This is a genomic window from Halofilum ochraceum (assembly GCF_001614315.2).
GTDB lineage: Bacteria > Pseudomonadota > Gammaproteobacteria > XJ16 > Halofilaceae > Halofilum > Halofilum ochraceum.
Map to the genome: position 1 here is coordinate 24,304 of NZ_LVEG02000016.1, position 25,167 is coordinate 49,470.

The following is a 25,167-nucleotide window of genomic DNA, read 5'->3' on the forward strand; positions in this document are numbered from 1 at the left end:
GCGCCCGCCCCGGCCGAATACGATGCGCCTGCGCAATACATCGACCAACTGGGGCGCGATCGCCAAGACCTTCCACTGGCTGATCGCGCTTTTCATCATCACCAACCTGGTGCTCGGTTACTGGGCCGAAGGCCTGCCCGTCTCGCCCACCAAGGTGGAAGCCTTTTACTGGCACAAGAGTATCGGTCTCACCGTCCTCTGGCTGGCGGTGCTGCGGCTGCTGTGGCGGTTCACCAACCCGAGTCCACGCCTGCCGAGCGATATGGCCGGCTGGGAGCGCGCCCTCGCCCACAGCAGCCACGTGCTGCTCTACGTGCTCATGATCGCCATGCCGCTGTCGGGCTGGGTGATCCACTCGGCGGCCAATTTCCCGCTCGACTTGTACGGCGTTTTCCCGGTTCCGGACATCATTCCGGCGAGCGCCGACGAATCCGCCATCGGCGACCTGGCGAAGATCGCCCACTACTGGATGTTCATTGCCATCTGCGCGCTGCTCGCGCTGCACGTCCTCGGCGCGCTCAAGCACCACATCGTCAATCGCGACGCCGTGCTCCGGCGGATGCTGCCGTTCAGTCGCGCGAGCGACCCGATTCGCGGAGAGTGATATGCGAGCCGATCAAGTAGCCTGCCCGAGCAACCCGGAGCCTACTGCGCACCTGCCGCAGCGGCATCTTTTCCTGACGGCCGTCCTGCTCCTTCTGTTGGTGGCGAGCCCGCTGGCCCACGCGGGCAACTGGTCGGTCATCCACGAGGAGAGCCGGCTCGGATTCACCGCGACCCAGACTGGCAGCGAGTTCAGCGGCCGGTTCCGGGATTTCGACGCCGACATGACCTTCCACGCCGACGACCTCGCCGCCAGCGCCTTTGACGTGAAGGTGGACGTGACCAGCGTGGACACGGGCTCCAACGACCGCGACAGCACGCTTGCCGACAAGCCCTGGTTCTGGTTCGAGAAGTTCCCGCGGGCGCGGTTCCAGACGAAGCGGATCGTGCACAAAGGAGGCGACGAGTACGAAGCCGTCGCCGATCTGACCATCAAGTCGAATACCCACGAGGTCACCCTCCCGTTCACGTGGACGCGCCGGGGCGACAGCGCCCGTATCGAGGGCAAGGCCACGGCGATCATGCAGGGCGGGCTCAGCATGGACCGCACACGCTGGGAAGTCGGTACCGGCGAGTGGTCTTCCGGCGATACGGTGGGCCGGCAGGTGGATGTGGAGGTGGATCTGCTGTTGAAGCATGTGGGTGAGGGCTGAGGGTCAAGGGCCAAGGGCCAAGGGCCAAGGGCCAAGGGCCAAGGGCCAAGGGCCAAGGATTGTAAGCCGGATTCACGTCTGGCGGCGGCAGGCGGCAGACTGATTGTAGGAGCGGCCTTGGCCGCGAACCGGCTTCGGTCCGGCAGCGCATGTATCCCCTGAACCACGGTGTGGTCGCGTCTTGATGAATTTTGAGCTTGTGGGCACAAAGACACCGGTTCGCGAGCGAGCTCGCTCCTACAGGCGCTCCGATTCCATTGCGGCCGTGGGCGTTTCGCTTGCGGTGAGGCGGCGGAGCTGAGCATGCAGGGCCCGACCCTCCGCGTTCAGCGCTTGCAAGCGGGTATTCGGGCGTGGTTTTCTGGTTTTGGAACGGGAACCGATTCGATAGAGGTTCCGCGGAATGCCGTGATGAGTATCACTTTACCCGAGATTACCGAACTCGACGGTGCCCTGCGACGGGGTGACGGCGGCTGGTTCTGGGTGGATGGCCGCCCGGAGCCGCGGGTGCGCGATCTGCGGCTCGAGGAACTCGCCCCGGACTGGCGCTGCGTGCGGCGCGGGCATCAGGCCTGGGTGGAAATCCCGACGGAATGGCGCACCCGGGTACACGACCCGGAACTCACGCGAGCGGTCACGGAACTCGTCCGCCAGTACGCCGACATCGGCCCCATCCGCGACCAGGGCGCCGCGGCGGCGGTCGGCGAACGCGGCCAGTGGCGCTCCGGGTACCGGGTCCCGATCGAGGCGTGGCGGGTCGTCATGCGCCAGCCCTGCGGGGCCACCTGGGATCCGGGCGACGATGCCGAGATTCGAGCAACGGCCCGCGCACAGCTGCGCCACAAGGCGGACTGACGAGGGCGGGGATCGTCCCCGCCGGAGAGTCGCGCCAGGTCCGGTACCGGACTACAAGGCCCGTGCATGTGCCTCGCGGCCGGACGGCGCTCGTGTCGCCGTGCGATCCCTGAGCGTACCCCGGGGCTGCGCGCGCATCCGGGCTACGGTTGTGCACCCTGCCCGTATCGCGTTTCCGCCCCTCTCGACCGAAAGCGACGCCGAAGGTCCTGAACGCGCGTGAACGGATCCCGGCGCAATGCTGTCGAAAGATGAGGGTTGGGACCTACCGACAGCCGGTCGTGCGGTGCCGTCGAATGGTCGTTGCACACCCGCTGTACGGGGAGTCTAATAGAAGCGAGGGTGCAGGAAGCGCACGATAAAAGAGGGAGTGCGCTTCCGCATCGCCCACGGGTAACGGGAAACCGTGGGCGTGGCCGCCGTTTTCCATGGCCACCGTGGCCGGCCATCCAAAGGATGGATTCAAACGAATCATTCATTGTGCGGGGCCTAAACCGCCAGTCATTGAACGACTATAACCAGAAGAGGGAGAGACCAGACGCACAGACCATCGCGGAGAGACAATGAGCGAAACCAGCATTCTGGATCTTGCGCAGAGCGAATACGGCGAACGCAGGACCGCCGTCGAGATGTCCTTCCAGGAATATCTCGAAGGATGCCGCAATGACCCGCTGATGTACGCGGGCCCGGCCGAGCGCATGCTCGACGCCATCGGCGAACCCGAGTTCATCGACACGTCCACCGACGAACGCCTCGGACGAATCTTCCAGAACCGGACCCTCAAGCACTACCCGTACTTCACCGACTTCTTCGGCATGGAAGAGGTCATCGAACGGCTCGTCGGATTCCTGCGCCATGCGGCCCAGGGGCTCGAGGAGCGCAAACAGATCCTGTATCTGCTTGGCCCCGTCGGCGGCGGCAAGTCGTCTCTCGCGGAGCGCCTGAAACACCTCATGGAAGAGCGGCCGATCTATGTCCTCAAGGCCGGCGAGCAGCTGAGTCCACTGTACGAGAGTCCGCTCGGCCTGTTCGACGCCGAACGCTACGGAGAGCGGCTGGAACAGGAATACGGAATCCCGAAGCATCGCCTGCCGGGCATGTGCTCCGCGTGGGCGCTGAAACGCCTCGACGAATTCGGTGGTGACTTCACGCGTTTCTCGGTGGTGCGGATGCACCCTTCGAAGCTGCGCCAGATCGCCGTCGCCAAGACGGAACCGGGGGACGAAAACAACCAGGACATCTCCACGCTGGTCGGCAAGCCGGATATCCGCAAGCTCGAGTTCTACAGCCAGGAAGACCCGGATGCCTACTCCTACTCCGGGGGCCTCAATCTCACGACCCAGGGCATTCTGGAATTCGTCGAGATGTTCAAGGCGCCGCAGAAGATGCTCCATCCCCTGCTCACGGCCACCCAGGAGCGCAACTACGTGGGCTCGGAGAATCTCGGCGCCATGCCCTACCATGGCCTGATCCTGGCGCACTCGAACGAGTCCGAGTGGCAGAGCTTCAAGGCCAATCGCAACAACGAGGCCTTCCTCGACCGTATCTGCGTCATCGAGGTGCCCTACTGCCTGCGCTACACCGAAGAGGCCATGATCTACGACAAGGTGCTGCGCGAGTCCGAGCTTGCCAACGCGCCGTGCGCGCCCGGGACCCTGAACATGCTCGCGAAGTTCTCGGTGCTCACACGGCTGAAGGAGCACGAGAATTCATCGCTGTACACGAAGATGCTGGTCTACAACGGCGAAAGCCTGCGTGATTCCGATCCGACCGCGCGCACGGTGCAGGAATACCGCGATGTGGCCGGCGTGGACGAGGGCATGTCGGGCCTGTCGACCCGATTTGCCTACAAGGTCCTGTCCGAGACCTTCAATTTCGATACGAAGGAGGTCGCCGCCGATCCGGTTCACCTGATGTACGTACTCGAACGGGCGATCCGGCGCGAACAGTTCCCGGCCGACACCGAGGCAAACTACCTCTCGTTCGTGAAGGAAGAACTGGGTCCGCGCTACGCCGAACATATCGGCAAGGAGATCCAGAAGGCCTATCTCGAGTCCTACGACGACTACGGCCAGAACCTGTTCGATCGTTATATCGCGTACGCGGACGCCTGGGTGGAGAACCAGGACTTCAAGGACCCGGACACCGGCCAGTTGATGGATCGCGAGACGCTCGATCATGAGTTGGCGAAGACGGAGAAACCCGCGGGGATCGCCAATCCCAAGGACTTCCGCAACGAGGTGGTCAAGTACGCGCTGCGCGAGCGCGCCCGTAACAATGGGCGCAATCCCCGCTGGACCGCCTACGAGAAGATCCGCGAGGTGATCGAACAGCGCATGTTCGCCAACGTCGAGGAACTCCTCCCGGTGATCTCGTTCGGCGCCAAAAAGGACAGCGAAACCGAGAAGAAACACGAGGCATTCCTGGAGCGGATGGTCGAACGCGGCTACACGGAGCGCCAGGTCCGGCGCCTGGTCGACTGGTATATGCGCGTACGCAAGGCGGGCTGAGCCATGGACGTCATCGTCGACCGCCGACAGCAGCCGAAGGGCAAGAACCTCGGCAACCGGCAGCGCTTCGTGCGCCGGGCACGCGAACAGATCCGCGGCGCGATCCGGGAGAACCTGAAGAACCGGGGCATCACCGACGCGGAGCGCGGCGAGACGGTCTCGATCCCGCGCGACGACGTGCACGAGCCGCGGTTCGTGCCGGACCCGCGGGCCGGACGCCGTGAGCATGTCCTGCCGGGCAACCGGGAGTTCGTCGAGGGCGACCGGATCGCGCGGCCCGAGGGCGGCGGTGGCGGATCCGGCGCCGAGGGCAGCCCCGAGGGCGAAGGCGAAGACGCGTTCACGTTCCAGCTCTCGCGGGACGAGTTCCTCGATCTGTTCTTCGAGGACCTCGAACTCCCCGATCTCGTCAAGACGCGGGTCGCGTCGCAGACATCGACCGTACGGCAGCGGGCGGGGTTCACCACCGACGGACCACCGGTGCGGATGAATCTCGAACGCACCATGCGCCACTCGATGGCGCGCCGGGTTGCACTGCGCCGCCCCACCCAGACCGCCATCGAAGCGCTCGAGCACGAACTGGAACAGCTGCGCTCCGGGGCGATCACGCCAGCGGACGGCCGCTCCGCGGCCACCCGGATCGCCGAGATCGAGGACCAGCTCGCGCGGGCCCGCGAACGCCGCACCCGAGTCCCGTTCATCGATCCGATCGATCTGCGCTACAGCTTCTTCGACAGCGTCCCCCGCCCTGTCACCCAGGCCGTGATGTTCTGCCTGATGGATGTGTCCGCGTCCATGGACGAGGACATGAAGGACCTGGCCAAGCGTTTCTTCATGCTGCTGCACCTGTTCCTGGTGCGTCAGTACGAACGCGTCGAGGTGGTGTTCATACGCCACACCCAACAGGCCGAGGAAGTCGATGAAGAGACCTTCTTCCACGATCGGCTCACCGGGGGCACGATCGTATCGAGCGCGTTCGAGGAAATGCTGCGGATCGTCAAGGACCGGTTCCCGATCGAGGACTGGAATCTCTATCTCGCCCAGGCCTCCGATGGTGACGACTGGCGGGAAGATCTGCCGCGCTGCGTGGAACTGCTCGATCAGCGCGTACTCCCGATCTGTCAGTACGGCGCCTATGTCGAAGTGGCGCGCAACTCGGCGGTGGGACAGGACCCGCTCGCCGGCAACCCCAGCGCGCTCTGGAAGGCCTACGACGCCATCGCGGATCGCCACGCCCATTTCGCCCGCCGGAGTATCGCGCGGCCCGCCGATATCTATCCGGTCTTCCGCGATCTGTTCCACCGAGCCGGGATCGAATCATGAGCACCGAGACACTACCGCCGAAAGAGCGCTCGGGGACGCCGCTTTTCACCAGCGGAGACTGGACCCTGAAAGACCTCGAGGCGATCCATGACGCCGTCACCGAGGTCGGCGTCGGTGAACTCGGACTGGAGCTCTATCGCAACCGCATCGAGGTCATCAGTTCGGAACAGATGCTGGACGCCTACGCCTCGCTCGGGTTGCCGCATATGTACCGGCACTGGTCATTCGGCAAGCACTTCGCCCACCAGGAGATGCTCTACCGCAAGGGGCAGACCAGTCTCGCGCTGGAAATGATCGTCAATTCGAACCCGTCCGTGTGTTACCTCATGGAGGAGAACAACGCGACCGCCCAGACGACGGTCCTCGCGCATGCCGCGATGGGCCACAACCACTTTTTCCGCAACAACCAGACGTTCCAGGAATGGACCGACGCCGACACCATCCTCGACTACGCGGAATTCGTGCGCAATTACGTCGCGCGCTGCGAGGACGAGTACGGCCAGAAGGCGGTGGAACGCACGCTCGACGCGGCGCATGCGCTCCAGGAGCAGGGTATCGATCGCCTGTCGCCGGCCCATCGACGCACGGTGGAGGAAGAACACCAGCGGGTGCTGGAACGCCGGCGCTACCAGCGGGAAACCGAACTCGAACTGTGGCGGGTGGTCGCCCACCACGAGCCCCCGACGGGACCGGGCGATACCGATGACGAAGCACTGCAGCGTTCGCTGACGCTGCCCGAGGAAAACCTGCTGCTGTTTCTCGAGAAACAGGCGCCCAATCTGAAACCCTGGCAGCGTGAACTGCTGCGGATCGTGCGTACCCTGTCGACCTATTTCGAGCCGCAGCGGCAGACGAAGATGATGAACGAGGGCTGCGCCTGCTGGTGCCACTTCACCATCATGAGCCGCCTGCGCGAGCAGGGCCGACTCACCGACGGGGCGATGCTCGAATTCATGCACCTGCACTCCTCGGTCGTCGCCCAGCCCCCGTTCGACCACCGCGGCTTCTCCGGCATCAATCCCTACGCACTGGGTTTCGCGATCTGCCAAGACATCGAGCGCATCTGCAATGAGCCGGACGAAGAGGACCGTGAATGGTTTCCGGACTTCGCCGGCAACGGAGCGCCGCTGGCCACGCTCAAGCGCGCGTGGTCGGACTTCCGCGACGAGAGTTTTGTCCGACAGTTCCTGTCACCGCGGGTGATCCGCGACTTTCGCCTGTTCCGGCTGGACGATGACCCCGGCGCCGAGTACCTCACTGTCGGTGCGATCCATGACGAACGCGGCTACCGGCGAGTCCGCAGCGCGCTGGCCGCCCAGTACGACCCGGGCGAGAGCCGCCCCCTGATCGAGGTGACCGATGCCGACCTGCGCGGCAGCCGCGAACTTCGGATCCGGCACACGGTGCGCCGCGGCCGGACGCTGGACGCGCTCGAGGCCCGGCGCACGCTGCGCCATCTCGGGTTCCTGTGGGGCTATCCGGTTGTCCTCGACGAAGTCGACGAGACCAGCGGCAAAACGGTCGCGACGCATCGTGAGGATCCGGCCTGAGGGACACGCCCGTTCTATTCGCACGACCACTCATGATCACGGCACTCGACCGCGGTGCTCTTGAGGCGGCGTCGCGGCTCGTCTATATCCGGCGGTATGAAGTGAAGGCCGGAACGGACTTATGACCGCACGACTCACGCCCCAACAGACGGAGCGACTGGCCGCGGTCCTCGCCGGGCAACGGGCCGCACTCACCCGCACGATTGATCACCACATCGCGCAACACGCACAGACCCGGTTCACCGATCTCGTGGGCCAGGTGGGCGACCTCGAGGATCACGCCCTGGCCGATCTGCTGGTCGACGACGAACTGGCCGGTATCCAGCGCGAGATCGGCGAACTGCGCGAGATCCTCGCGGCCGAGGATCGGCTCGGGCGTGGCGCGTACGGTACCTGCATCGATTGCGGTGAACCCGTGGTATTCGAACGCCTGCTCGCGCGGCCAACCGCGAGCCGCTGTCTGGCATGCCAGGAAAGACACGAGAAGGCACAAGCCCGCCCCGACCACCCGACGCTCTAGCAGGCTGTCCGGGACACCCCGACGGCCTCCTGGTGGGCCATTCCACAAGCCGCGCGACGTAGACGGATTCGGGCCACCTCCATCGTGCGCGTTATAGGCCGCGACTTTTGCCTGCAAATGTCCTAGGCTGGGGGTAACCGGTTCGGACTTTCGGTATGCGGCATGCGGGCCGCGCGTCCGGACCGACGACTCCATGGATCGGATGCGGCCGCCTGTGCCGCGGACACTCGGTACCCGGGGGGAATGGGTGAGTCATCCGGAGAACCAACTGAAACTGCCCGTGGCGTGTCTGCGCCCGGGACTCTACGTCGCCGCCCTCGACCGGCCGTGGCTCGACACGCCGTTCCTGTTCCAGGGGTTCGCGATCCGGGAGACCGAGGAAGTCCGGACGCTCGGGAACTACTGCGATTTCGTCTACATCGATGCCGATCAATCCGACCCGGACGAGCTGCAGGCCGCGCGCCGGGACGCGGAACGTGATGCCGCCAGGCCCGGCAAGCCAACGGCGACATCGAAACAGGCCACGCCGCCGGAAAGACACGACGAAGCCTCGCAGCCAGAGGAGAACGATCACAAGCGCTTCCCCACGGGCACACGTTTTCGCGAATCCGTTGCCGCCGCCAAAGCGGGTCGGGATCAGGCCCGTCAGGCCGTCGATCGGCTCATGGCGGATCTGCGATTCGGCAAAAGCGTGGACACGAAGGTGGCCCGGAAGGCAGTCGAGGAACTGGTCAGCCGGGTTTCGGCCGATGCCAGCGCTGCCCTCTGGCTGACCAGCCTCAAGGATCGGGACGAATACACCTCGATCCACTGCGTCAATGTCTGTGTGCTCGCCCTCGCCTTCGGCCTCCATCTTGGCCTCGACCGCAGTGAGCTGGTGAACCTCGGCACCGGCGCCCTCCTGCATGATGTCGGCAAGACACGCACACCGGACGCGATCCTGAACAAACCGGGCCCGCTGGATGAGCGGGAATTCGAGATCATGAAACGCCACGCGGAGGACGGCTATCGCCTCCTGGCCGCCGGCGGCGGAACCGCGCGGGAAGTGCTCGATATCGTTCGTCTGCACCATGAGCGGCTGCCCGGAACCGGTTATCCGTTCGGGCTCAAGGGCGAAGAGATTCCCCTTGCGGTGCGGGTCGTGGCGGTCGTGGATACCTACGACGCCATGACCAGCGACCGCGCCTACCGGGATGCGATTTCGGCCGATGACGCGCTCAACCAGCTCTACCGCCACGAACACGCGGCCTTCGGCACCGACCTGATCGAGGCGTTCATTCGCTGCCTCGGCATATTCCCGGTAGGCAGCGTGGTCGAACTCGACAATGGCGCGATCGGCGTCGTGGTCAAGACGCGACCCGACGCCCGCCTCCGGCCAACCCTGCGCATGGTACGCACGCCCGACGGCGAGGCGTACGACAAGCGCCTGCTGGTCAATCTGGCCGAGGCGTCACCAGCAGGCGAATACAACCCTGCGAGTCGGATCGCGCGCGCGTTGACGCCCGCCAGTGCGAACGTCGATATCGCACCGATCGTGATGGCGGAGGCCGACCCGCTCACCGACAGTTGAGACCAGCGGGATCCTGCCGGTCCCACACACCGTCCCTCATCCGGTAGCATCGACCCCAGCCTGATGGGCCCTGCGTGAGGAGGTTGTCGTTGGAACGCGAAATCCTGAAAGGCTCCTGCCTGTGCGGCGCGATCCAGTTCGAACTGAGCGCCGCTCCGAGCGAGATCATCCGTTGTCACTGCCGCATGTGCCAGAAGGCGCACGGTGCGTCGTTCGCCAGTTTTGCCCGTTTCCGACACGAGGAGTTCTCCCTCCTTGCAGGCGCGGACTCGTTGCAGACCTACCGGTCTTCGGACGTCGCTCAGCGCACTTTCTGCGGCCATTGCGGCTCGTCACTGCAGTTCATGCGCGACGGCCGGGATACCTTCGGCCTCGCCATTTCGGCGCTTGACACACCGCTGGAGCCAAGGCCGATCCAGGATTATTACGCGGAATCGCGCAGCGGATGGTGACCCTGTCACGCCCCGTGCACCGCTGCGCCGGGAGACGAGCCGCGGCCGCGCGTGGGCGAGCGGAAAATCGACAATGACCCCGGTGAAACCCGCGGTATTCCTGCGCCAGCTGTTCGACCACGCGGTCGCCGCCGCCCAGCCCGGGCGCCACCTGGTCGATCATCTGCCGCCGCCCCCACGGGCGCCGGGCCGGACCATCGTCGTGGGGGCCGGCAAGGCGACCGCCGGGATGGCCGAGGCACTGGAAGCCGCTCGCGGTGGCGAAGTCATCGGTACCATCGCGATCCCCGAAGGGACGCCGTGCGAGTGCCGCGCGATCGAGTGCCTCGTCTCCAGCCACCCGGTACCGGATGAGCGCAGCGTCGCCGCCGCCCGGCGAATGCGGGAACGGGTCACGGGCCTGACCGCGAACGATCAGGTCATCGCGCTGATCTCGGGCGGCGGCTCCGCGCTGCTCTGCGACCCGGTCGAGGGATTCAGTCTGGAGGACAAGCGCGCGCTCACCGGTGCCCTGCTGAAAAGCGGCGCCACCATCCGCGAAATCAACTGTGTGCGCCAGGCCGTATCGCGCATCAAGGGCGGGCGCCTGGCGGCACTCGCGGCCCCCGCACCCGTATACACCCTGCTGGTTTCCGATGTGCCCGGCGACGACCCCGCCACGATCGCTTCCGGACCGACCGTGGCTTCGCCGTTCCAGGCGGGAGATGCCGCACGCGTGCTGGAGCGCTACGGCGTCCCGGTGCCGGACGCCCTGCGCACGGCCGAGCGTGAGGATCCGCTGCCGAGCGCCACCGAACTCGGCGATCGTTGTCACCACGCGATCGTGTGTTCCCCCATGCACAGCCTCGAGGCCGCCGCGGCCACCGCCCGCGAGCACGGCGTCACGCCACTGATCCTCGGGGATGCGCTGGAGGGCGAAGCCGCGGATATGGGGACGATCTGCGCCGGCATCGCCCGCAGTGTCGCCCTGCATGGGCAGCCCGTGGCACCGCCGGCGGTGCTGCTGAGCGGCGGTGAGTCGAGCGTCACCATTTCCGGTCCGGCCGGCCGCGGTGGCCGCAATACGGAACTGGCCCTGGCGATGGCCGTGGCGCTGGCGGGCCACGACCGGGTGCATGCGATCGCCTGCGATACGGACGGGATCGACGGCAGCGAACGCAATGCCGGCGCGCTGATCGGGCCCGGCACGCTGGAACGCGGGCGCGCGGCCGGCCTCGATCCGCTGCAGTATCTCGCGGGCCACGACGCCTACACCTACTTCGAGTCCCTGGACGATCTCGTGATCACCGGCCCGACCGGCACGAACGTCAATGACTTCCGGGCGATCCTGATCGAAGCCGCCTCCACGACAGGCGTCGACCGAGGGTAGCGGAACGCCCCGCGACGTCCCGGGAAGGCCCACCGGGGAAACCCTGCCAACAACCGCGCAGCGCGTTAGGGGACGATGTAGGTCGGGCTTACAGCCCGACAGATCGGAGGCTTACGAGTGTCGGGCTGGAAGCCCGATCTACAGGACTCCCTGGAATCAGCACTCGCTTACCCGGAGTTCCCCTGACTCCTCACGCGATCGTAAAGCGCGTCGAGCCCGGCCCGGAGCTCGTCATAGTGCCCCGAACCCTCGATGCGATCGCGCAGCGTCGCGTTGAGACCGCCGCCGATCGAGAGATCCTGGAGCGCGGTGTCGAGGCGTCCGGCGGTCTCCGTCTGCAGGTCGGACAACTGCGCACCGAACAGATGGGTCACATACCGCTCGGCGGCATCCGCATCGCCGATCCGTTCCCCGAGCCACGCAGAGACCGTCCGCAGTTCTTCGAGCACGCTCGCCATGGTCCCGCTCACGGCCCAGAAGGGCTCAAGCGCCGACTCGTTGGCCACGGGGATCACCGGGTTGCGTGGTCCATACAGCGTTTCCAGAGCCTGCGAAGCGGGATACACCGGCAACGGGCATCCACCCTGCTCGATCACCGGCATCGGGATCGTCACGCCAACTTCAGTCGCCGGCGACACCGCGGACCGCAGTTCCGCAAGCGGGAAACCCGCCATGACACTGATCACGGCGTGGCCGGGCGAGAACGAAACGCCGGGAAGCACCTCGCGCGCCACATCCGCCGCGAGGCAGACAAAAACGACCTCACTGCGATTGACGACCTCCTGCGCCGTCTGCGCGACCTCGATGGCCGGATCCTCCGCCACCAGTTCACTCGACACCGACTCGCTGCGCCGGGTGATGGTGATCGGATGTTCCCGGTGGTCCAGCCCCCGGACGAGCCGCCGGGTAATCCGGCCAGTGCCAATGAAACCGACGTTCACTTTCCCTCCCGATGCCGCATATACGATTCAATCATCAGGGTAACGCAACCCTGGCCCGGACGCCCCGTAGCAGCGATCAGCCCTCGCGCCACTGATCCTGGATCAGCCCGGCGAGCCAGCGTGCCGGCTCCGAAGGGCGTCCAGGCGGGCGGTGCAACGAAATCTCCACGGATGGCAGGACCGGCAGGCCGCTCGACTCATCGAGGATACGCAGATCGGGTGTAACCATGTACCGCGCCACGACGGCAACGGCCAGTCCGGCGTCCACGGCCGGACGAATCCCGGTCAGGCTCTGGCTGGTGCACGCGATCCGCCAACTGCGCCCCGCCGTCTCCAGCCGGGCGAGCGCCAGTTCACGGAACACATCCTCACCGGCGGAAAACAGTGCGAGCGGGACCGGATCGTCCAGCACCGGCTCATGGACACGGCTCGCCACCCAGACCAGTGGCTCGCGGCGCAGGACCTCGCCCCCGGGGCTATTGCGCTGGCGCGTGGTGATCGCGATGTCGAGTTCGCCGGCGCGCACCTGACGGACCAGCTGCACGCTCAATGCGCAGTGGATCTCGAGCTGTACCGATGGATAGACCTGCTGGAAATACGCCAGCGTCGGTGACAGCAGGGGCGCGTAATCATCCGGTATCCCGATCCGGAGGACACCGGTGACCGGGCCGGATCGCAGGTCCGTCCAGGCCTCATCGTTGAGCGCGAGAATACGGCGCGCGTAGTTCAGCAGGCGCTGACCTTCCGAAGTGAGTACCAGCCTCCGGCCCTCGCGACGAACCAGTTCCACCTCGACGGCGCTTTCCAGACGCCGCAGCTGCATCGAGACCGCGGACTGCGTGTACGCGAGACGCTCCGCTACTCCGGTCACGGTGCCGACATCCGCCAGGGCCACGAAGGTCCTCAGGAGACTCAGTTCAAGGTTGCGGCGACGCAGCGACATATCAACAAAATTGAAGGTTTACTCAATAAGAATTCGTTGGATTGATAGAGATGCTGTTGGAAGAATGCGCCGCAGTCAACGAACGCAACCCGGGAGGATGTTTCAGATGCAGGGCCGGTTCCGCCGCAGATATCCATTCCACGCGCCCGTCGGAGGCGTGGTACCGGCCGCGGTCGCGGTGGTGCTGTGGAGCCTCGCGCCCGTGCTCGCCGAACTCGCCAGGGCCGTGCCACCGTTGCAACTCGCGGCGATGGTCGCCGGCGTCGCCACCCTGGCGACCTGGCCGGTGGGCCGTGTTACGGGTCGCCGCGATGGCGACCCGGTCGCCGTACCGTTGCGCGTATGGCTGAGCGGTCCGCTGCTCGTGCTCGGTGCGATCGGATTCTACTTCGTGGCCCTGCGGCTCGCACCGGCCGCGGAGGTGGCGCTCGTCACCTATACGTGGCCGGTGCTGTTCGTGATCGCCGCGGAGCTGATCCAGGTGCGCCGTGTGCACATCAACTCGCTCGGCGGCACGCTCGTGGCGTTCAGCGGTGCCGCACTGGTACTGCTGGACCCATCCGGGTCCGCGGATGAAGCGGCGTGGGGCGGTTATGCGCTCGCCTTCGCGAGCGGTACGTGCTGGGCGGCTTTCTCGCTGCTGGCGCGCCAGCAGCCGATCCCGTTGTCAGGGATCATGCCACGGCTGTTCGGGCTCGCGACTCTCTGGGCGGTTGCCGGCCACCTGCTTTTCGAGACGACGCTGCTATCGATCGCGACCGGCGAGGTTGCCTCGATCGTATTCATCGGCTTCGGCCCCTATGGGCTCGCCTTCGTGGCCTGGGACACCGCGCTCCGCCAGGGTCGCAGCGCGACGGTCGGGACGCTCGCCTACGCCGTACCGGTGCTGTCCGCCCTGCTGCTGATCGCCGCGGGCATGGCGCGTGTCGACTGGCGTCTTGTGGTCGCTGCGGTGGCGGTCGTGGCCGGCTGCGCGCTGGCTTCGCGGCCGCGAGCGGAACCCGCCAGCGTCACGGCCTGAAGGTCGAGGATGTTCCGGGGCGGGTCTTTGGACCCGCCTGCGGCAGCAGCGATTCAGGTTTCGAGGGATACGTCCGCGAGCACTTCGCCGGAGCGTTCCAGGACGTGGCGCAGCGTGTCTGCCGCCCGGTTCAGATGCTCTTCGATCACGCGCTCCGCCGTAGCGGTATCGCCGGCGGCGATCGCGTCATAGAGTGCCCGATGCTCACGCCGCGTCAGGTCCTTGTTGTCTTCCGCCCGGACCTCGTTCTCATAGCCGTACGTGAGCTCGGCAATGCGCGCATGGTCCGCGAGGATGCGGCTGTAGGAGGCGTACAGATAGGGGTTACGCGCGGCCTGACCGATCAGATCATGGAAACGCTCGTTGGCGAGGACCATGCCGGTGCCGTCTTCCACGGCCATGGCCTGCTCGAGTTCCTCCATCGCGCCGCGGATCGCATCGAGGTCCTCCTGCCGCCGGCGGTACGCCGCCAGTCGGACCACGGCCCGGTGGATCATGGGCCCCGCCTCGAACCAGCACTGCAGGGTTCCGACGTCGAGCGGGGCCACCGAAACGCCGCGATTCCGCCGGGCGACGACCAGACCATCGCTCTGCAACCGGATCAGCGTCTCCCGCACGGGCGTGCGTGACATGCCGTAGGCACCGGTCAACTCGACCTCATCGAGATCCGTGCCGGGCGGCAGGTCCAGGGTCACGATGCGCCGCCGCAGCTCGTGATACAGCGCTTCTTTGGTTATCGCCAATGATGGACTCCTTTGTTACCGGCAGCGGGCGTGCGTTGACACCGCCTGACCGATTGTATACGTTAAGTATACATCAACTGAGCGAGACGGTCGCGTTATGCGCTTCGAGGGAATTTACACCCCGGTAATCACGCCGTTCCACAGCGACGCCACGATCGACCGCGAGGCCTTCACGCGCCTCCTCGATCACCTGATCGACGCCGGGGTACACGGCCTGGTGCTGGGCGGCACCACGGGCGAGTACTACGCCCAGACCACCGAGGAACGCGTCGACATGATGCACCTCGCGGTGGAGCACATTGCCGGGCGCGTGCCGCTGGTGGTCGGCGTGAGCGCGCTGCGCACCGAGGACGCGGCGATGTATGCCGGTCACGCCCGCGAGGCGGGCGCCGACGCGATCCTGATCGGGTCACCGTACTACGCGGTGCCGACCGAGCGCGAGATCGCCCTGCACTGTCTCGAGGTCGAGCGCGCCGCCGACCTGCCGGTGATGCTCTACAACTTCCCCTCGCGCACGGGCGTGATGATGGGCGACGAGTTCCTCGACCGCGTCGGCCGCAACCCGAACTTCTGCGCGATCAAGGAATCCAGCGGTGACATCAACCGCCTGCACGCACTGGCACGCGATTACCCGCACATCCAGGCCTGCTGCGGCATGGACGATCAGGCGCTCGAGTACTTCGCCTGGGGCGCCCGCGCCTGGGTATGTGCCGGTTCCAACTTCCTGCCGGCCGAGCATATCGCGCTGTATCAGGCCTGCGTGGTCGACGGCGATTTCAGCCGCGGCCGGCGCATCATGTCGGCGATGCTGCCGTTGATGCGCACCCTTGAGCAGGGCGGCAAGTTCCTGCAGAGCATCAAGCACGGGGCGCGCTACGTCGGCCTGCCGGCCGGCCCCGTGCGCAAGCCATTGCGCGAGCTCAACAAGGATGAGGCGCGCGCACTGGAAACCACGATCCGCACGCTCCAGACGGCCGTTCGCCAGATCGAGCGGACCACCAGCGCGACCAACCGGGAAGCCGAGAATGTCCGAACTGCTCACGCGTGAAGAATACGCCGCGATCGCGGCGGAACTGTCCTTCCCGACCGACGCCTTCATCGACGGCGCCTACCGTCCGGCGCAATCGGGCCGCACGATCGAGACGCGCAACCCCGCCACCGGCGAGCTGCTCGGCCACCTCGCCGCGTGCGAGGCGGACGATGTCGATCTGGCCGTGCGCCGCTCGCGCGAGGCCTTCGACCGCGGCGACTGGTCGCGCATGCACCCGGGCGACCGCAAGCGCGTCATGATCCGCCTGGGCAAACTGATGCAGCGCAATCGGCGGGAACTGGCCGTGCTCGAGAGCCTGGATTCGGGCAAGCCGATCCGCGACTGCGCGGAGGTCGACGTACCGGAAACGATCCAGTGCCTGCTGTGGCACGCCGAGGCGATCGACAAGATCTACGACGAGAGCGCGCCGGTCGGCGACGACGCCATGGCGATGATCGTGCGCGAGCCCGTCGGCGTAGTGGGTGCGGTGCTGCCCTGGAACTTTCCCCTGATGATGCTGGCGTGGAAGCTCGGGCCCGCCCTGGCGGCCGGCAACAGCGTGCTCGTGAAGCCGGCCGAGCAGACGTCGATGACCGCGCTGCGTGTGGCCGAACTCGCCCATGAGGCCGGCGTGCCGCGAGGCGTGTTCAACGTGATCACCGGCGACGGGCCGGGCACGGGCGAGCCGCTTGGGCGCCACCCGGACGTCGACATGATCTCGTTCACCGGCTCGACCGACATCGGCCGCGCGTTCCTGCGCTACTCCTCGGAGAGCAACCTCAAGCGGATCGTGCTCGAGTGCGGCGGCAAGAACCCCTGCGTGGTGCTCGAGGACGCCGAGGATCTCGACCTCGCCGCCGACCACGTCCTCAACGCGGCGTTCTGGAACATGGGCGAGAACTGCTCGGCCAACTCGCGCCTGATCGTGCACGAATCGGTCAAGGACGCACTGGTCGAACGCATCCTCGCCCGTGCCCGCGAGTGGCGCACGGGGGACCCGCTCGACCCGGCCAACCATCTGGGCGCCATGATCGATCAGGGTCACTACGACAAGGTGCGCGAATACATTGACACCGCTCGCGCGGACGGGGCCAAGGCCATCCTCGGTGGCGACGCGCCCGGCAATGACAACGGTTTGTTCATCACGCCGACGATCTTCGACGTCGAGCCCTCCGCGCGGGTCGCGCGCGAAGAGATCTTCGGCCCGGTACTGTCGATGATCACCGTCCAGAGCACCGAACAGGCGATCTCGATTGCCAACGACACGCCCTACGGGCTCGCGGCGTCCGTGTTCACGCGCGACATCAAGCGCGCCCTGCGGGCTGCGCGCGCGATCCGCGCGGGCACGGTCACCATCAACTGCTACGGCGAGGGCGACATCACCACGCCGTTCGGCGGCTACAAGCAGTCGGGCTTCGGCGGGCGCGACAATTCGCTGCACGCCCACGACCAGTACACCGAAATGAAGACCATCTGGATCGATCTCGCCGACCGCGGGGTCGAGGAATCGCTCGACTGAGATGCGGTCGGTCGACGCCACACGGCTGCCGGTCGATCCGGGCCCGGCGGGATGGAACGAGATCCTGCCCGCGCCCGGGCCGGCCCGCGAACTCGAGGGTGCGGTCACCGCCGACTGGCTGGTCATCGGCGGTGGCTTCGCCGGCCTCTCGGCCGCCCGGCGCCTGAAGCAGCTGCGCCCCGACGACCGGGTCGCGGTGCTCGAGGCCAGCCGCGTCGGCGAAGGGCCGGCCGGGCGCAACTCCGGGTTCATGATCGACCTGCCCCACGACCTCGACAGCGATACCTACGCCGGGGCGGCCGACGAGGATCTCAACCACATCCGCCTGAACCGTTCCGGCATCGAGTTCGCGCAGGAGGCGGCGCAGACCTATGGGCTCACGGGCACGGCCTTCCAGGCGCGCGGCAAGCACCACTTCGCCGCTACCGAACGCGGCGTGGAACACCTGAGCGCGTTCGTCAATCATCTCAATGCGCTGGGCGAGCCGTACGAATGGCTCGACGCGCGCGCCATGAAAGAACTCACCGGCCTCGACTACTACCGCGCCGGCCTGTTCGCACCCGGTGCGGCCATCCTGCAGCCGGCGGCCTATATCCGTGGACTCGCACGCGGCCTCGAAGCGGAAGGCGTCGAGATCTACGAACAGTCGCCGGTCACGCGCATCGACTTCGGCCCGGACCATGTCGCGCACACGCCGCGCGGGCGCATTACCGCCCCGAGGATCATCCTCGGGGTGAACGGGCACGCCGAGTCGTTCGGCTTCTACCGCCGGCGACTCATGCACGTGTTCACCTACGCCAGCATGACGCGCGAGCTGAGCGCGGACGAGGTGAAGCGGCTGGGCGGCGAGCCGGAGTGGCACTCCGTATCGGCCGAACCGATGGGCACCTCCGTACGCCGCATCCGCGAAAACCGGATCGTGGTGCGTACCCGCTTCACATACGACCCGTCCATGGAAGTCGGCACAGGGCGCATCCGGCATGTCGGCCGGCAACACCAGCAGGCGTTCGCGCAGCGCTTTCCCATGCTGCCGAACGTGGAGCTGGAATGCTGCTGGGGTGGACGTCTGTGCCTTTCGCGCAACGGTGTGCCCGCCTTCGGCGAGGTCGAGGAAGGCGTGTATTCGGCGGTGTGCCAGAACGGTCTCGGCACCGCCAAGGGCACGCTCGCCGGCATGGCGGCCGCGGAGTTGGCCACGCGGACGGAATCCTGGCGGGCCGACGCGCTGCTCGCGCACGACCAACCGTCGAAACTGCCGCCGGAACCGTTCATGTACGTGGGCGCGAACGCCTACCTGCGCTGGCACGAGTACCGCGCACGGGGCGAGTAGCACCGGCTCTCGGCGAATGCTCCCATTGATGTAACGCAGTGTGATAGCGCGTTTGAGAACCACGAATGAACACGAATGGGTTTTCGGGGTGGTCAGGCTTCAGGGAGCTACGCTGATGTCTAGTCGTGCCGTGAATCTTTAAAGGCGAACCACGGATCGGACATCGAACACCTTTCAGCGACGCTCCCTCGGCATTACCACTCCAAAGACCCATTCGTGTTCATTCGTGTTCATTCGTGGTTCTCAATAAATGGGTTATTCGGCTGACGACGGTTCTGATGACCCCGAAGCGCCGATGAAGGATCAACATGCGGATCTCGACGATTGAGGTGTACCAGCGCGACCTGCCGGTAGCCGGCGGTCCATACCGCATGGCGCGCACATCGGTCGACGCGCTGGATACGACCATCGTCCGCATCATCGCGGACAACGGCCTGATCGGCTGGGGCGAGACCTGTCCGGTCGGGCCGGTCTATCAGCCGCATCACGCGGGCGGTGCCCGCGCCGCGCTCGCCGAGGTGGCACCCGGCCTGGTCGGGCTCGACCCGCTGGGCATCGAGCCGGCGCGCGAGGCCATGGACGCACGTCTCAACGGCCACGGCTACGCCAAGGCGGCGCTCGATATGGCGCTGTGGGACCTCGCGGGCAGGCATTACGGTGCGAGGGTCTGCGATCTGCTCGGCGGCGCCCGGCGCGACCGCGTGCCGTCGTACTACGCCACCGGGGTCGGCGAGCCGGCGGAGACCGCGCGGGTCGCCGCCGAAAAGGCCGCCGAGGGCTTCACCCGCCTGCAGATCAAGCTCGGCGGGCGCTCGGTCGAGGCCGACATAGAGACCCTGCACGCCATCGCCGACGCAGTGCCGCGCGAAGTACGTCTGGTGGCCGATGCCAACCGGGGGTGGACCGCGCGAGACGCGCTGCTGATCTCCAACGCCTGTGCCAGCCTCCCGCTGACGCTCGAACAGCCCTGCAACACGATCGAAGAAACGGTGAGCATCCGTTCGCAGTTGCGACATCCGATATTCCTCGATGAGAGCGCCGAGGATCTGTCGGCCGTGCTGCATGCGATCAACGCGAATGCCTGCGATGGTTTCGGCCTCAAACTCACCCGCCTAGGCGGCATCGGCGCCCTGCGCGCGATCCGCGACGTATGCGCCGCCCGATCGCTCCCCCACACCTGCGATGACGCCTGGGGCGGCGACATCGTCGCCGCCGCCTGCGTTCAGGTCGCCGCCACGGTCTCGCCTGCCCTGCTCGACGGCGTGTGGATCGCCGCACCCTACATCGACGGGCATTATGATGCGAAGAATGGAATCAGCATCCGCGGCGGATTCATCGACGTGCCCCAGGGGACCGGGCTCGGCATTGAGGTCGACCCGGCGATGTTCGGCGCACCGGTCGCAACCTACCCGCATTCGTAGGTTGGGTTTCCTGCGTCAACCCAACCTACGGACGGCGACAAGCCGGAGAGACCGCAGGCGAGGATCAGACTTCGTTCGGGTCGATCTCCCGTTCACGACGCGCGATGTAGTCACGCAGTGCCTCATCGACCGCCGGGTCGAGCGCGGGCTGTTCGTACTCGTTCAGCTGGTTGCGGGCATAGTTCAGCGCGCGGGCAGTGATCTCCTGCTCGCCGTTGGCAGCCCACTGCTCGTAGTTGTCGTTGTCGAACCGGTTCGGGATAAAAAAGGCCCGCTGGAAATTCTTCTGGGTGTACTCCGTGCCGAGGAAATGGCCACCCGGCCCAACGTCGTCGATGGTCGCAAGCGCCTCCTCGAAGTCGTCCCATTCCGCGCCGCGTCCAAGCTTGTGCGCCATCGCGCACTGCTCGGCGTCGACCACGAACTTCGCCATCGAGCAGTGCATGCCGGCCTCGTTCCAGCCCGCCGCGTGCCAGACATAATTCGCCCCGGCGAGGATGGTCGCCGTGAGCGTCGATGCGGATTCGTAACCGGCCTGGGCGTCGAACGTCTTGGCCCCGCCGAGCGATCCCGAGGTCCGCCACGGCACGCCGTAATACCGCGCCATCTGGCCGACCAGGAAATTCATCTGCGAGATCTCGGGCGTGCCCGCCATCGGGGCGCCGGAGCGCATCGACACCGTGGACAGATAGTGCCCGTAAATCGCCGGCGCCCCCGGGCGCACGATCTGCGTATAAGCCAGCGCCGCGACCGCCTCGGCATTCAGCTGCGCAACCGAGGCGAGCGTGTGCGCCGGGGTATTGGCGCCGCCCAGCACGAACGGCGAGCACAGCACCGGCTGGTTGTGCCGGCTGAACGCACGCAGCGCGCCAAGCATCGACTCGTCCCAGACCAGCGGCGAGTTGCCGTTGATGTTGCCGGTCACGACGGGATGGTCTTCGACGTAGTCGGCGCCGAACAGGATCTTGACCATCTCCATGACGTCCTCGGCCCGCGTGCGGGTCGTGGACATGCCCATGAAGGTCTTGTCCGAGTGCGCCATCGAGGAATACGTGATCCACAGATGACGATGGCCGACCGGGATGTCCATCGGCTCGCAGATCACGTGCGCGCTCGAGTGCAGACCGGATTCCATGTGGGCCAGGCGGTGGAAGTTGTTGAGGTCTGCGATCGTCCCGGACCGGCGTTTGTCATCGAGGTCACGGATGAACGGCGCCCCGGTCATCGGCACGAAGATGCTCGAGTTGCCGCCGAGTTCGACCGACTTGGCGGGATCCCGCGCGTGCAGGCGGATCCGTTCCGGGACCGTACGGAGTTTCTCCATGATCAGGCCACGCGGTATCCGCACGCGCTGGCCGTCCACCTCGGCGCCGGCCTGACGCCAATCCTCCAGCGCGACGGGATCGCGGAAATCGATGCCGGTATTTTCCAGCACCCGCATCGAGGCGTCGTGCAGGCGCTCGACGCCCTCGTCCGAAAGGGCATCCACGGTAGGCAGCTGGCGCTCCAGCGCCGGCAGCATCGGCTCCCGCTGTTCCGTCCGCGCGCTGCGCCTGGCGGCGCGGCCGCCCCGCCGCGATCGTACGGCCTGTTCAGTCATCGTGCTCTCCTCATGGCGCGCCCGTGAGGCGGTGTCCGGTATCATCCAGTATCGAAATTATTGTATACAGATTGTATACTACAAGCAAGACACGCGTGACGGGCGCGGCGCCTCCAGTCCCGATGGGCTCGCGCTCTGCCACGGGGTTGCCGCCACGATGACCTCGGACCAGGCTGACCGCCGGTGCCCTGCGGCACGATTGCCTGTCGATTCCGGGATCAAGCCACTGAACCACTGAGGAGATTCATGCCCGCACAGCTACCCGACACGATGGCCGCCGTTCAACTGACCGGACACGGGGGGATGGACAAGCTGGCCTATCGCGAAGACATTCCAGTCCCGCGGCCCGGCGCTGGCGAGATCCTGATCCGTGTTGCCGCCGCCGGCGTGAACAACACCGACATCAATACGCGCATCGGCTGGTACTCGAAGCGTGTTCGCGGCGATACGAATACCGGCAGCGCAGCGGGCTTCGAGGAGGCCGAGACCGAGGACGCGACCTGGTCCGGCGTACCGCTCCAGTTCCCGCGTATCCAGGGGACCGATTGCTGCGGACGCATCGTGGCCGTCGGCGACGGTGTCGATCCTTCACGGGTCGGCGAGCGCGTGCTCGTCCGCAACATGCTGCGGGCGCCCGTGGACTTTCGCCCTTACGAGTGCTGGTCGCTGGGATCCGAATGCGACGGCGGCTTCGCCCAGTACACGAAGGCCCCGGCGGCGGATACCTGGACGGTGGACTGTGACTGGAGCGACACCGACCTCGCCTCCATCCCCTGCGCCTGGTCGACCGCCGAGAACATGCTGCACCGGGCACGGGTCGGCCCGGGGGATCGCGTGATCATCACCGGCGCGAGCGGCGGAGTAGGCTCGGCAGCCGTCCAGCTCGCGAAGTGCCGCGGCGCCGAGGTGATCGGCGTGGCGGGTGCGGCGAAGAGTGAGGAGATCCTTGCCCTGGGCGCCGATCGCGTGTTGCCACGCGGGGAGAACCTCGTCGAGGCCCTGGGCGCGGGCAGCGTCAACGTCGCCATCGATCTCGTGGTGGGTGAGCAGTGGGCCGAACTGATCGAAGTCCTCGACCGGGGCGGCCGGTATGCCACGGCCGGTGCCATCGCGGGCCCGGTCGTCGAACTCGACGTGCGCACGCTCTACCTCAAGGACCTGACCTTCTACGGCTGCACGTTCCAGGAGGACGTCGTGTTCGATAACGTCGTGCGGTACATCGAGCAGGGTCGGGTCCGCCCATTCGTCGCGCGGACTTACCCGCTGTCCGACATCGCCCAGGCGCAGGAGGATTTCATCGCCAAGAGATACGCGGGCAAGCTTGTGCTAGTGCCACCGCAGTCGCCCTGCTGAGCTTTCACGCGGGGCAATCGCCGCATGCAGCGTCTCACAGGCGCTCGGTGGCTTTGAGGAACGGGGCGATGGGATCGCGGGGTAAAGGGAAATGGTGGGCCGTGCTGGGTTCGAACCAGCGACTCACGGATTAAAAGTCCGGTGCTCTACCAGCTGAGCTAACGGCCCCTGCAGGCGCGCATGATACCGGCGATAACGCCATTTTCCCAGTATTTCGAGACGATTCGCCGGGGTCAGGCGCCCGGCTGGTAGCGGGTAGGGTCCGCGACGCCGGCGTCGGCGAAGCCCTGGGCCCGGAGCCGGCAGGAATCGCAGACGCCACAGCCGCGGCCCTCGCCGTCGGCCTGGTAGCAGGAAACGGTGTGGACGTAGTCGACACCCAGTTCGGTGCCACGCTGGATGATTTCGGCCTTGCTCCAGTCGATGAGCGGCGCTTCGATTGTGACCGGTTCCCCTTCGACTCCGCGGCGCGTGGCGAGGTTCGCCATGCGTTCGAAGGCGGCTATGTACTCGGGACGGCAGTCGGGGTAGCCCGAATAGTCGACGGCGTTGACGCCGACGTAGATGGCGTCGGCCGCCAGCACCTCCGCCCAGGCCAGCGCGTAGGCGAGGAAGATGGTGTTGCGCGCCGGGACGTAGGTGACCGGGATACCGTCCGATGGGGTCTCGGGTACGTCGATATCCGGGTCCGTGAGCGCGGAACCGCCGAATGCGGCGAGGTCGATATCGGCGATGCGGTGCTCGGCCACGCCGCGGTCGCGGGCGACGGCGGCCGCCGCTTCGAGTTCGATATCGTGGCGCTGGCCGTAGCGGAAACTCATCGCGAAGACCTCGTGGCCGTCGGCCTGGGCCATGGCGAGCGCGGTCGCGGAATCGAGGCCGCCGGAGAGGAGGACTACGGCTTTTGGGGGCATGATCGACGGTTATTCCGGTCGTGGTCTGGAGCGGGTCATTATGGCGATTGGCGCGATCGTGTGCAGTGGATGGCGCTCCCCGCGGCGGGCACGATCCGGTGGTTGCCCTGCCCGTCGGCGCGTCTTCGACCGGCGCGTTGGTCTTGCTCGAACGCGCGCCTGCGAAGTGTGCGCGCGTTAACGCACCCGGCCCCTCGTGCGGGAACCATCGCGAGCAAGCTCGCTCCTACAGGTATGGGCAGAGCGCGCCGGGCTGGAGCGTTCAGCGGCCGGGTTCGTCGCCCCAGATGATCTTGTGGAGCTGGAGCTGCATGCGCACCGGCGGCTGTTCGGCGGCGATCCAGTCGGCGAGATCGCGCGGGCTCAGGCTTTCCCACACCGGTGAAAACCAGATCGTGCAGATCCCGCCGAGCCGGCGCTGGTGGATCTGATCCACGGCCCATTCGAAGTCGTTGCGGTCACAGAGAACGAACTTGATCTGATCGCGGGCCGTCAGCTGCCCGATGTTTTCCCAGAGGTTGCGTTCGCACTCGCCGGACCCCGGCGTCTTGAGGTCAAGCACCCGGGAGACGCGCCGGTCCACGCCGGATATATCCAAGGCACCAGAGGTCTCGAGGCTGACTTCGTGGCCGGCATCGCACAGGCGCGTCAGCAGCGACAGACACCCGGGCTGCGCCAGTGGCTCGCCGCCGGTCACACACACATGGTGGCTGCCGAGTTCGGCGACGGTACCGAGGACGTCATCAACGGAGTGACTTTCACCACCGTGGAATGCGTAAGCGGTGTCGCAGTACACGCAACGCAGCGGACAGCCGGTCAGGCGCACGAACACGGTCGGCGCGCCCGTGGTCGCACCCTCGCCCTGCAGGGAGCGGAAAATCTCCGTGATCCGCACCCGCTCGGTGGCGGGGAGATCGCGCACGGCGGCCGACGCTTCCATCAACGCA

At 66.5% G+C, this 25,167-nt stretch carries 22 protein-coding genes and 1 tRNA gene; 16 read left to right on the forward strand and 7 right to left on the reverse strand.

The features are described from left to right. Positions 1-22 precede the first annotated feature (22 nt). From A0W70_RS12985 to A0W70_RS13030, 10 genes are all read left to right on the forward strand, one after another. Positions 23-604 carry a cytochrome b gene (locus A0W70_RS12985; RefSeq protein WP_067563215.1) on the forward strand — a complete coding sequence of 194 codons (582 nt, stop codon included), beginning with the start codon at positions 23-25 and terminating at the stop codon, positions 602-604. A gap of 1 nt (position 605) precedes the next feature. Further along, positions 606-1,256, forward strand: a complete 651-nt coding sequence (locus A0W70_RS12990; RefSeq protein ID WP_067563218.1) for a YceI family protein — start codon at positions 606-608, stop codon at positions 1,254-1,256. Between the two features lie 411 nt (positions 1,257-1,667). Continuing rightward, positions 1,668-2,111 carry a hypothetical protein gene (locus tag A0W70_RS12995; RefSeq protein ID WP_067563221.1) on the forward strand — a complete coding sequence of 148 codons (444 nt, stop codon included), beginning with the start codon at positions 1,668-1,670 and terminating at the stop codon, positions 2,109-2,111. A gap of 563 nt (positions 2,112-2,674) precedes the next feature. After that, a complete protein-coding gene (locus A0W70_RS13000; RefSeq protein ID WP_067563224.1) occupies positions 2,675-4,621 on the forward strand; it encodes a PrkA family serine protein kinase in 1,947 nt (648 codons plus the stop codon). A gap of 3 nt (positions 4,622-4,624) precedes the next feature. Then, positions 4,625-5,944, forward strand: a complete 1,320-nt coding sequence (locus tag A0W70_RS13005) for a YeaH/YhbH family protein (RefSeq protein ID WP_067563227.1) — start codon at positions 4,625-4,627, stop codon at positions 5,942-5,944. Beyond that, a complete protein-coding gene (locus A0W70_RS13010; RefSeq protein ID WP_067563230.1) occupies positions 5,941-7,494 on the forward strand; it encodes a SpoVR family protein in 1,554 nt (517 codons plus the stop codon). Before A0W70_RS13005 ends, A0W70_RS13010 begins: the two co-directional genes overlap by 4 nt. 121 nt (positions 7,495-7,615) lie before the next feature. Then, a complete protein-coding gene (locus A0W70_RS13015) occupies positions 7,616-8,014 on the forward strand; it encodes a TraR/DksA family transcriptional regulator (protein ID WP_067563233.1) in 399 nt (132 codons plus the stop codon). Positions 8,015-8,261: 247 nt separating this feature from the next. Further along, the gene (locus A0W70_RS13020) at positions 8,262-9,584 is read left to right on the forward strand and encodes an HD-GYP domain-containing protein (protein ID WP_175443122.1); all 1,323 of its coding nucleotides are present in this window, start codon (positions 8,262-8,264) and stop codon (positions 9,582-9,584) included. A gap of 89 nt (positions 9,585-9,673) precedes the next feature. Next, positions 9,674-10,036 carry a GFA family protein gene (locus A0W70_RS13025; RefSeq protein ID WP_067563238.1) on the forward strand — a complete coding sequence of 121 codons (363 nt, stop codon included), beginning with the start codon at positions 9,674-9,676 and terminating at the stop codon, positions 10,034-10,036. Positions 10,037-10,109: 73 nt separating this feature from the next. Then, positions 10,110-11,405, forward strand: a complete 1,296-nt coding sequence (locus A0W70_RS13030) for a glycerate kinase type-2 family protein (RefSeq protein WP_067563239.1) — start codon at positions 10,110-10,112, stop codon at positions 11,403-11,405. Positions 11,406-11,572: 167 nt separating this feature from the next. Here A0W70_RS13030 and A0W70_RS13035 read toward each other — a convergent pair whose 3' ends face one another. Both A0W70_RS13035 and A0W70_RS13040 read right to left on the reverse strand, forming a co-directional pair. After that, complete coding sequence (locus A0W70_RS13035; protein ID WP_067563242.1) at positions 11,573-12,346, reverse strand: NAD(P)-binding domain-containing protein; 774 nt, start codon at positions 12,344-12,346, stop codon at positions 11,573-11,575. 76 nt (positions 12,347-12,422) lie between these two features. Beyond that, entirely contained in the window at positions 12,423-13,289 is an 867-nt protein-coding gene (locus tag A0W70_RS13040) for a LysR substrate-binding domain-containing protein (protein WP_217495448.1), read from the reverse strand. A 106-nt stretch (positions 13,290-13,395) separates the two neighbouring features. On the opposite strand from A0W70_RS13040, the gene A0W70_RS13045 reads away from it, so the two are divergent. Further along, the gene (locus A0W70_RS13045; RefSeq protein ID WP_067563246.1) at positions 13,396-14,310 is read left to right on the forward strand and encodes a DMT family transporter; all 915 of its coding nucleotides are present in this window, start codon (positions 13,396-13,398) and stop codon (positions 14,308-14,310) included. A gap of 53 nt (positions 14,311-14,363) precedes the next feature. Here the strand turns inward: A0W70_RS13045 and A0W70_RS13050 are convergent, their stop codons facing one another. Next, positions 14,364-15,053, reverse strand: coding sequence for a GntR family transcriptional regulator (locus A0W70_RS13050; RefSeq protein WP_067563249.1), 690 nt, complete (start codon positions 15,051-15,053; stop codon positions 14,364-14,366). 97 nt (positions 15,054-15,150) lie between these two features. Between A0W70_RS13050 and A0W70_RS13055 the strand changes: the two genes are divergently transcribed. The 4 genes from A0W70_RS13055 to A0W70_RS13070 all read left to right on the forward strand — a co-directional run bounded on the left by A0W70_RS13055 (position 15,151) and on the right by A0W70_RS13070 (position 20,353). After that, positions 15,151-16,101: a dihydrodipicolinate synthase family protein gene (locus A0W70_RS13055; protein WP_067563252.1), complete on the forward strand. Its 951-nt coding sequence runs from the start codon at positions 15,151-15,153 to the stop codon at positions 16,099-16,101. Further along, positions 16,079-17,602 (forward strand): aldehyde dehydrogenase, encoded by a 1,524-nt coding sequence (locus tag A0W70_RS13060; protein ID WP_067563253.1) that lies wholly within the window; start codon positions 16,079-16,081, stop codon positions 17,600-17,602. Before A0W70_RS13055 ends, A0W70_RS13060 begins: the two co-directional genes overlap by 23 nt. Position 17,603: 1 nt before the next feature. Beyond that, a complete protein-coding gene (locus tag A0W70_RS13065; RefSeq protein ID WP_067563256.1) occupies positions 17,604-18,932 on the forward strand; it encodes an NAD(P)/FAD-dependent oxidoreductase in 1,329 nt (442 codons plus the stop codon). Between the two features lie 308 nt (positions 18,933-19,240). Continuing rightward, a complete protein-coding gene (locus A0W70_RS13070; protein WP_067563259.1) occupies positions 19,241-20,353 on the forward strand; it encodes a mandelate racemase/muconate lactonizing enzyme family protein in 1,113 nt (370 codons plus the stop codon). 64 nt (positions 20,354-20,417) lie between these two features. Here the strand turns inward: A0W70_RS13070 and A0W70_RS13075 are convergent, their stop codons facing one another. Then, positions 20,418-21,953, reverse strand: a complete 1,536-nt coding sequence (locus tag A0W70_RS13075) for a trimethylamine methyltransferase family protein (RefSeq protein ID WP_067563407.1) — start codon at positions 21,951-21,953, stop codon at positions 20,418-20,420. A 246-nt stretch (positions 21,954-22,199) separates the two neighbouring features. On the opposite strand from A0W70_RS13075, the gene A0W70_RS13080 reads away from it, so the two are divergent. Next, positions 22,200-23,306, forward strand: coding sequence for an alcohol dehydrogenase family protein (locus A0W70_RS13080; protein ID WP_067563261.1), 1,107 nt, complete (start codon positions 22,200-22,202; stop codon positions 23,304-23,306). 92 nt (positions 23,307-23,398) lie between these two features. On the opposite strand, the gene A0W70_RS13085 is transcribed toward A0W70_RS13080, so the two are convergent. The 3 genes from A0W70_RS13085 to queE form a co-directional block, all read right to left on the reverse strand. After that, positions 23,399-23,474: transfer RNA gene (locus A0W70_RS13085), tRNA-Lys, on the reverse strand. Positions 23,475-23,539: 65 nt separating this feature from the next. After that, positions 23,540-24,220, reverse strand: coding sequence for a 7-cyano-7-deazaguanine synthase QueC (gene queC / locus A0W70_RS13090; RefSeq protein WP_067563264.1), 681 nt, complete (start codon positions 24,218-24,220; stop codon positions 23,540-23,542). A gap of 262 nt (positions 24,221-24,482) precedes the next feature. Next, on the reverse strand, positions 24,483-25,160 hold the full coding sequence (gene queE, locus A0W70_RS13095) for a 7-carboxy-7-deazaguanine synthase QueE (RefSeq protein WP_067563266.1): 678 nt from the start codon (positions 25,158-25,160) through the stop codon (positions 24,483-24,485). Positions 25,161-25,167: the final 7 nt, after the last annotated feature.

Excerpts from the sequence above, each read along its gene's own strand:
- A0W70_RS12995 (WP_067563221.1), top strand. The coding sequence starts at position 1,668 with ATGAGTATCACTTTACCCGAGATTACCGAACTCGACGGTGCCCTGCGA.
- A0W70_RS13010 (WP_067563230.1), top strand. The coding sequence starts at position 5,941 with ATGAGCACCGAGACACTACCGCCGAAAGAGCGCTCGGGGACGCCGCTT.
- A0W70_RS13055 (WP_067563252.1), top strand. The coding sequence starts at position 15,151 with ATGCGCTTCGAGGGAATTTACACCCCGGTAATCACGCCGTTCCACAGC.
- A0W70_RS13030 (WP_067563239.1), top strand. The coding sequence starts at position 10,110 with ATGACCCCGGTGAAACCCGCGGTATTCCTGCGCCAGCTGTTCGACCAC.
- A0W70_RS12990 (WP_067563218.1), top strand. The coding sequence starts at position 606 with ATGCGAGCCGATCAAGTAGCCTGCCCGAGCAACCCGGAGCCTACTGCG.
- queE (WP_067563266.1), bottom strand. The coding sequence starts at position 25,160 with ATGGAAGCGTCGGCCGCCGTGCGCGATCTCCCCGCCACCGAGCGGGTG.
- A0W70_RS13005 (WP_067563227.1), top strand. The coding sequence starts at position 4,625 with ATGGACGTCATCGTCGACCGCCGACAGCAGCCGAAGGGCAAGAACCTC.
- A0W70_RS13075 (WP_067563407.1), bottom strand. The coding sequence starts at position 21,953 with ATGACTGAACAGGCCGTACGATCGCGGCGGGGCGGCCGCGCCGCCAGG.
- A0W70_RS13060 (WP_067563253.1), top strand. The coding sequence starts at position 16,079 with ATGTCCGAACTGCTCACGCGTGAAGAATACGCCGCGATCGCGGCGGAA.
- A0W70_RS13080 (WP_067563261.1), top strand. The coding sequence starts at position 22,200 with ATGCCCGCACAGCTACCCGACACGATGGCCGCCGTTCAACTGACCGGA.
- A0W70_RS13045 (WP_067563246.1), top strand. The coding sequence starts at position 13,396 with ATGCAGGGCCGGTTCCGCCGCAGATATCCATTCCACGCGCCCGTCGGA.
- A0W70_RS13040 (WP_217495448.1), bottom strand. The coding sequence starts at position 13,289 with ATGTCGCTGCGTCGCCGCAACCTTGAACTGAGTCTCCTGAGGACCTTC.
- A0W70_RS13070 (WP_067563259.1), top strand. The coding sequence starts at position 19,241 with ATGCGGATCTCGACGATTGAGGTGTACCAGCGCGACCTGCCGGTAGCC.
- A0W70_RS13015 (WP_067563233.1), top strand. The coding sequence starts at position 7,616 with ATGACCGCACGACTCACGCCCCAACAGACGGAGCGACTGGCCGCGGTC.
- A0W70_RS12985 (WP_067563215.1), top strand. The coding sequence starts at position 23 with ATGCGCCTGCGCAATACATCGACCAACTGGGGCGCGATCGCCAAGACC.
- queC (WP_067563264.1), bottom strand. The coding sequence starts at position 24,220 with ATGCCCCCAAAAGCCGTAGTCCTCCTCTCCGGCGGCCTCGATTCCGCG.
- A0W70_RS13000 (WP_067563224.1), top strand. The coding sequence starts at position 2,675 with ATGAGCGAAACCAGCATTCTGGATCTTGCGCAGAGCGAATACGGCGAA.
- A0W70_RS13065 (WP_067563256.1), top strand. The coding sequence starts at position 17,604 with ATGCGGTCGGTCGACGCCACACGGCTGCCGGTCGATCCGGGCCCGGCG.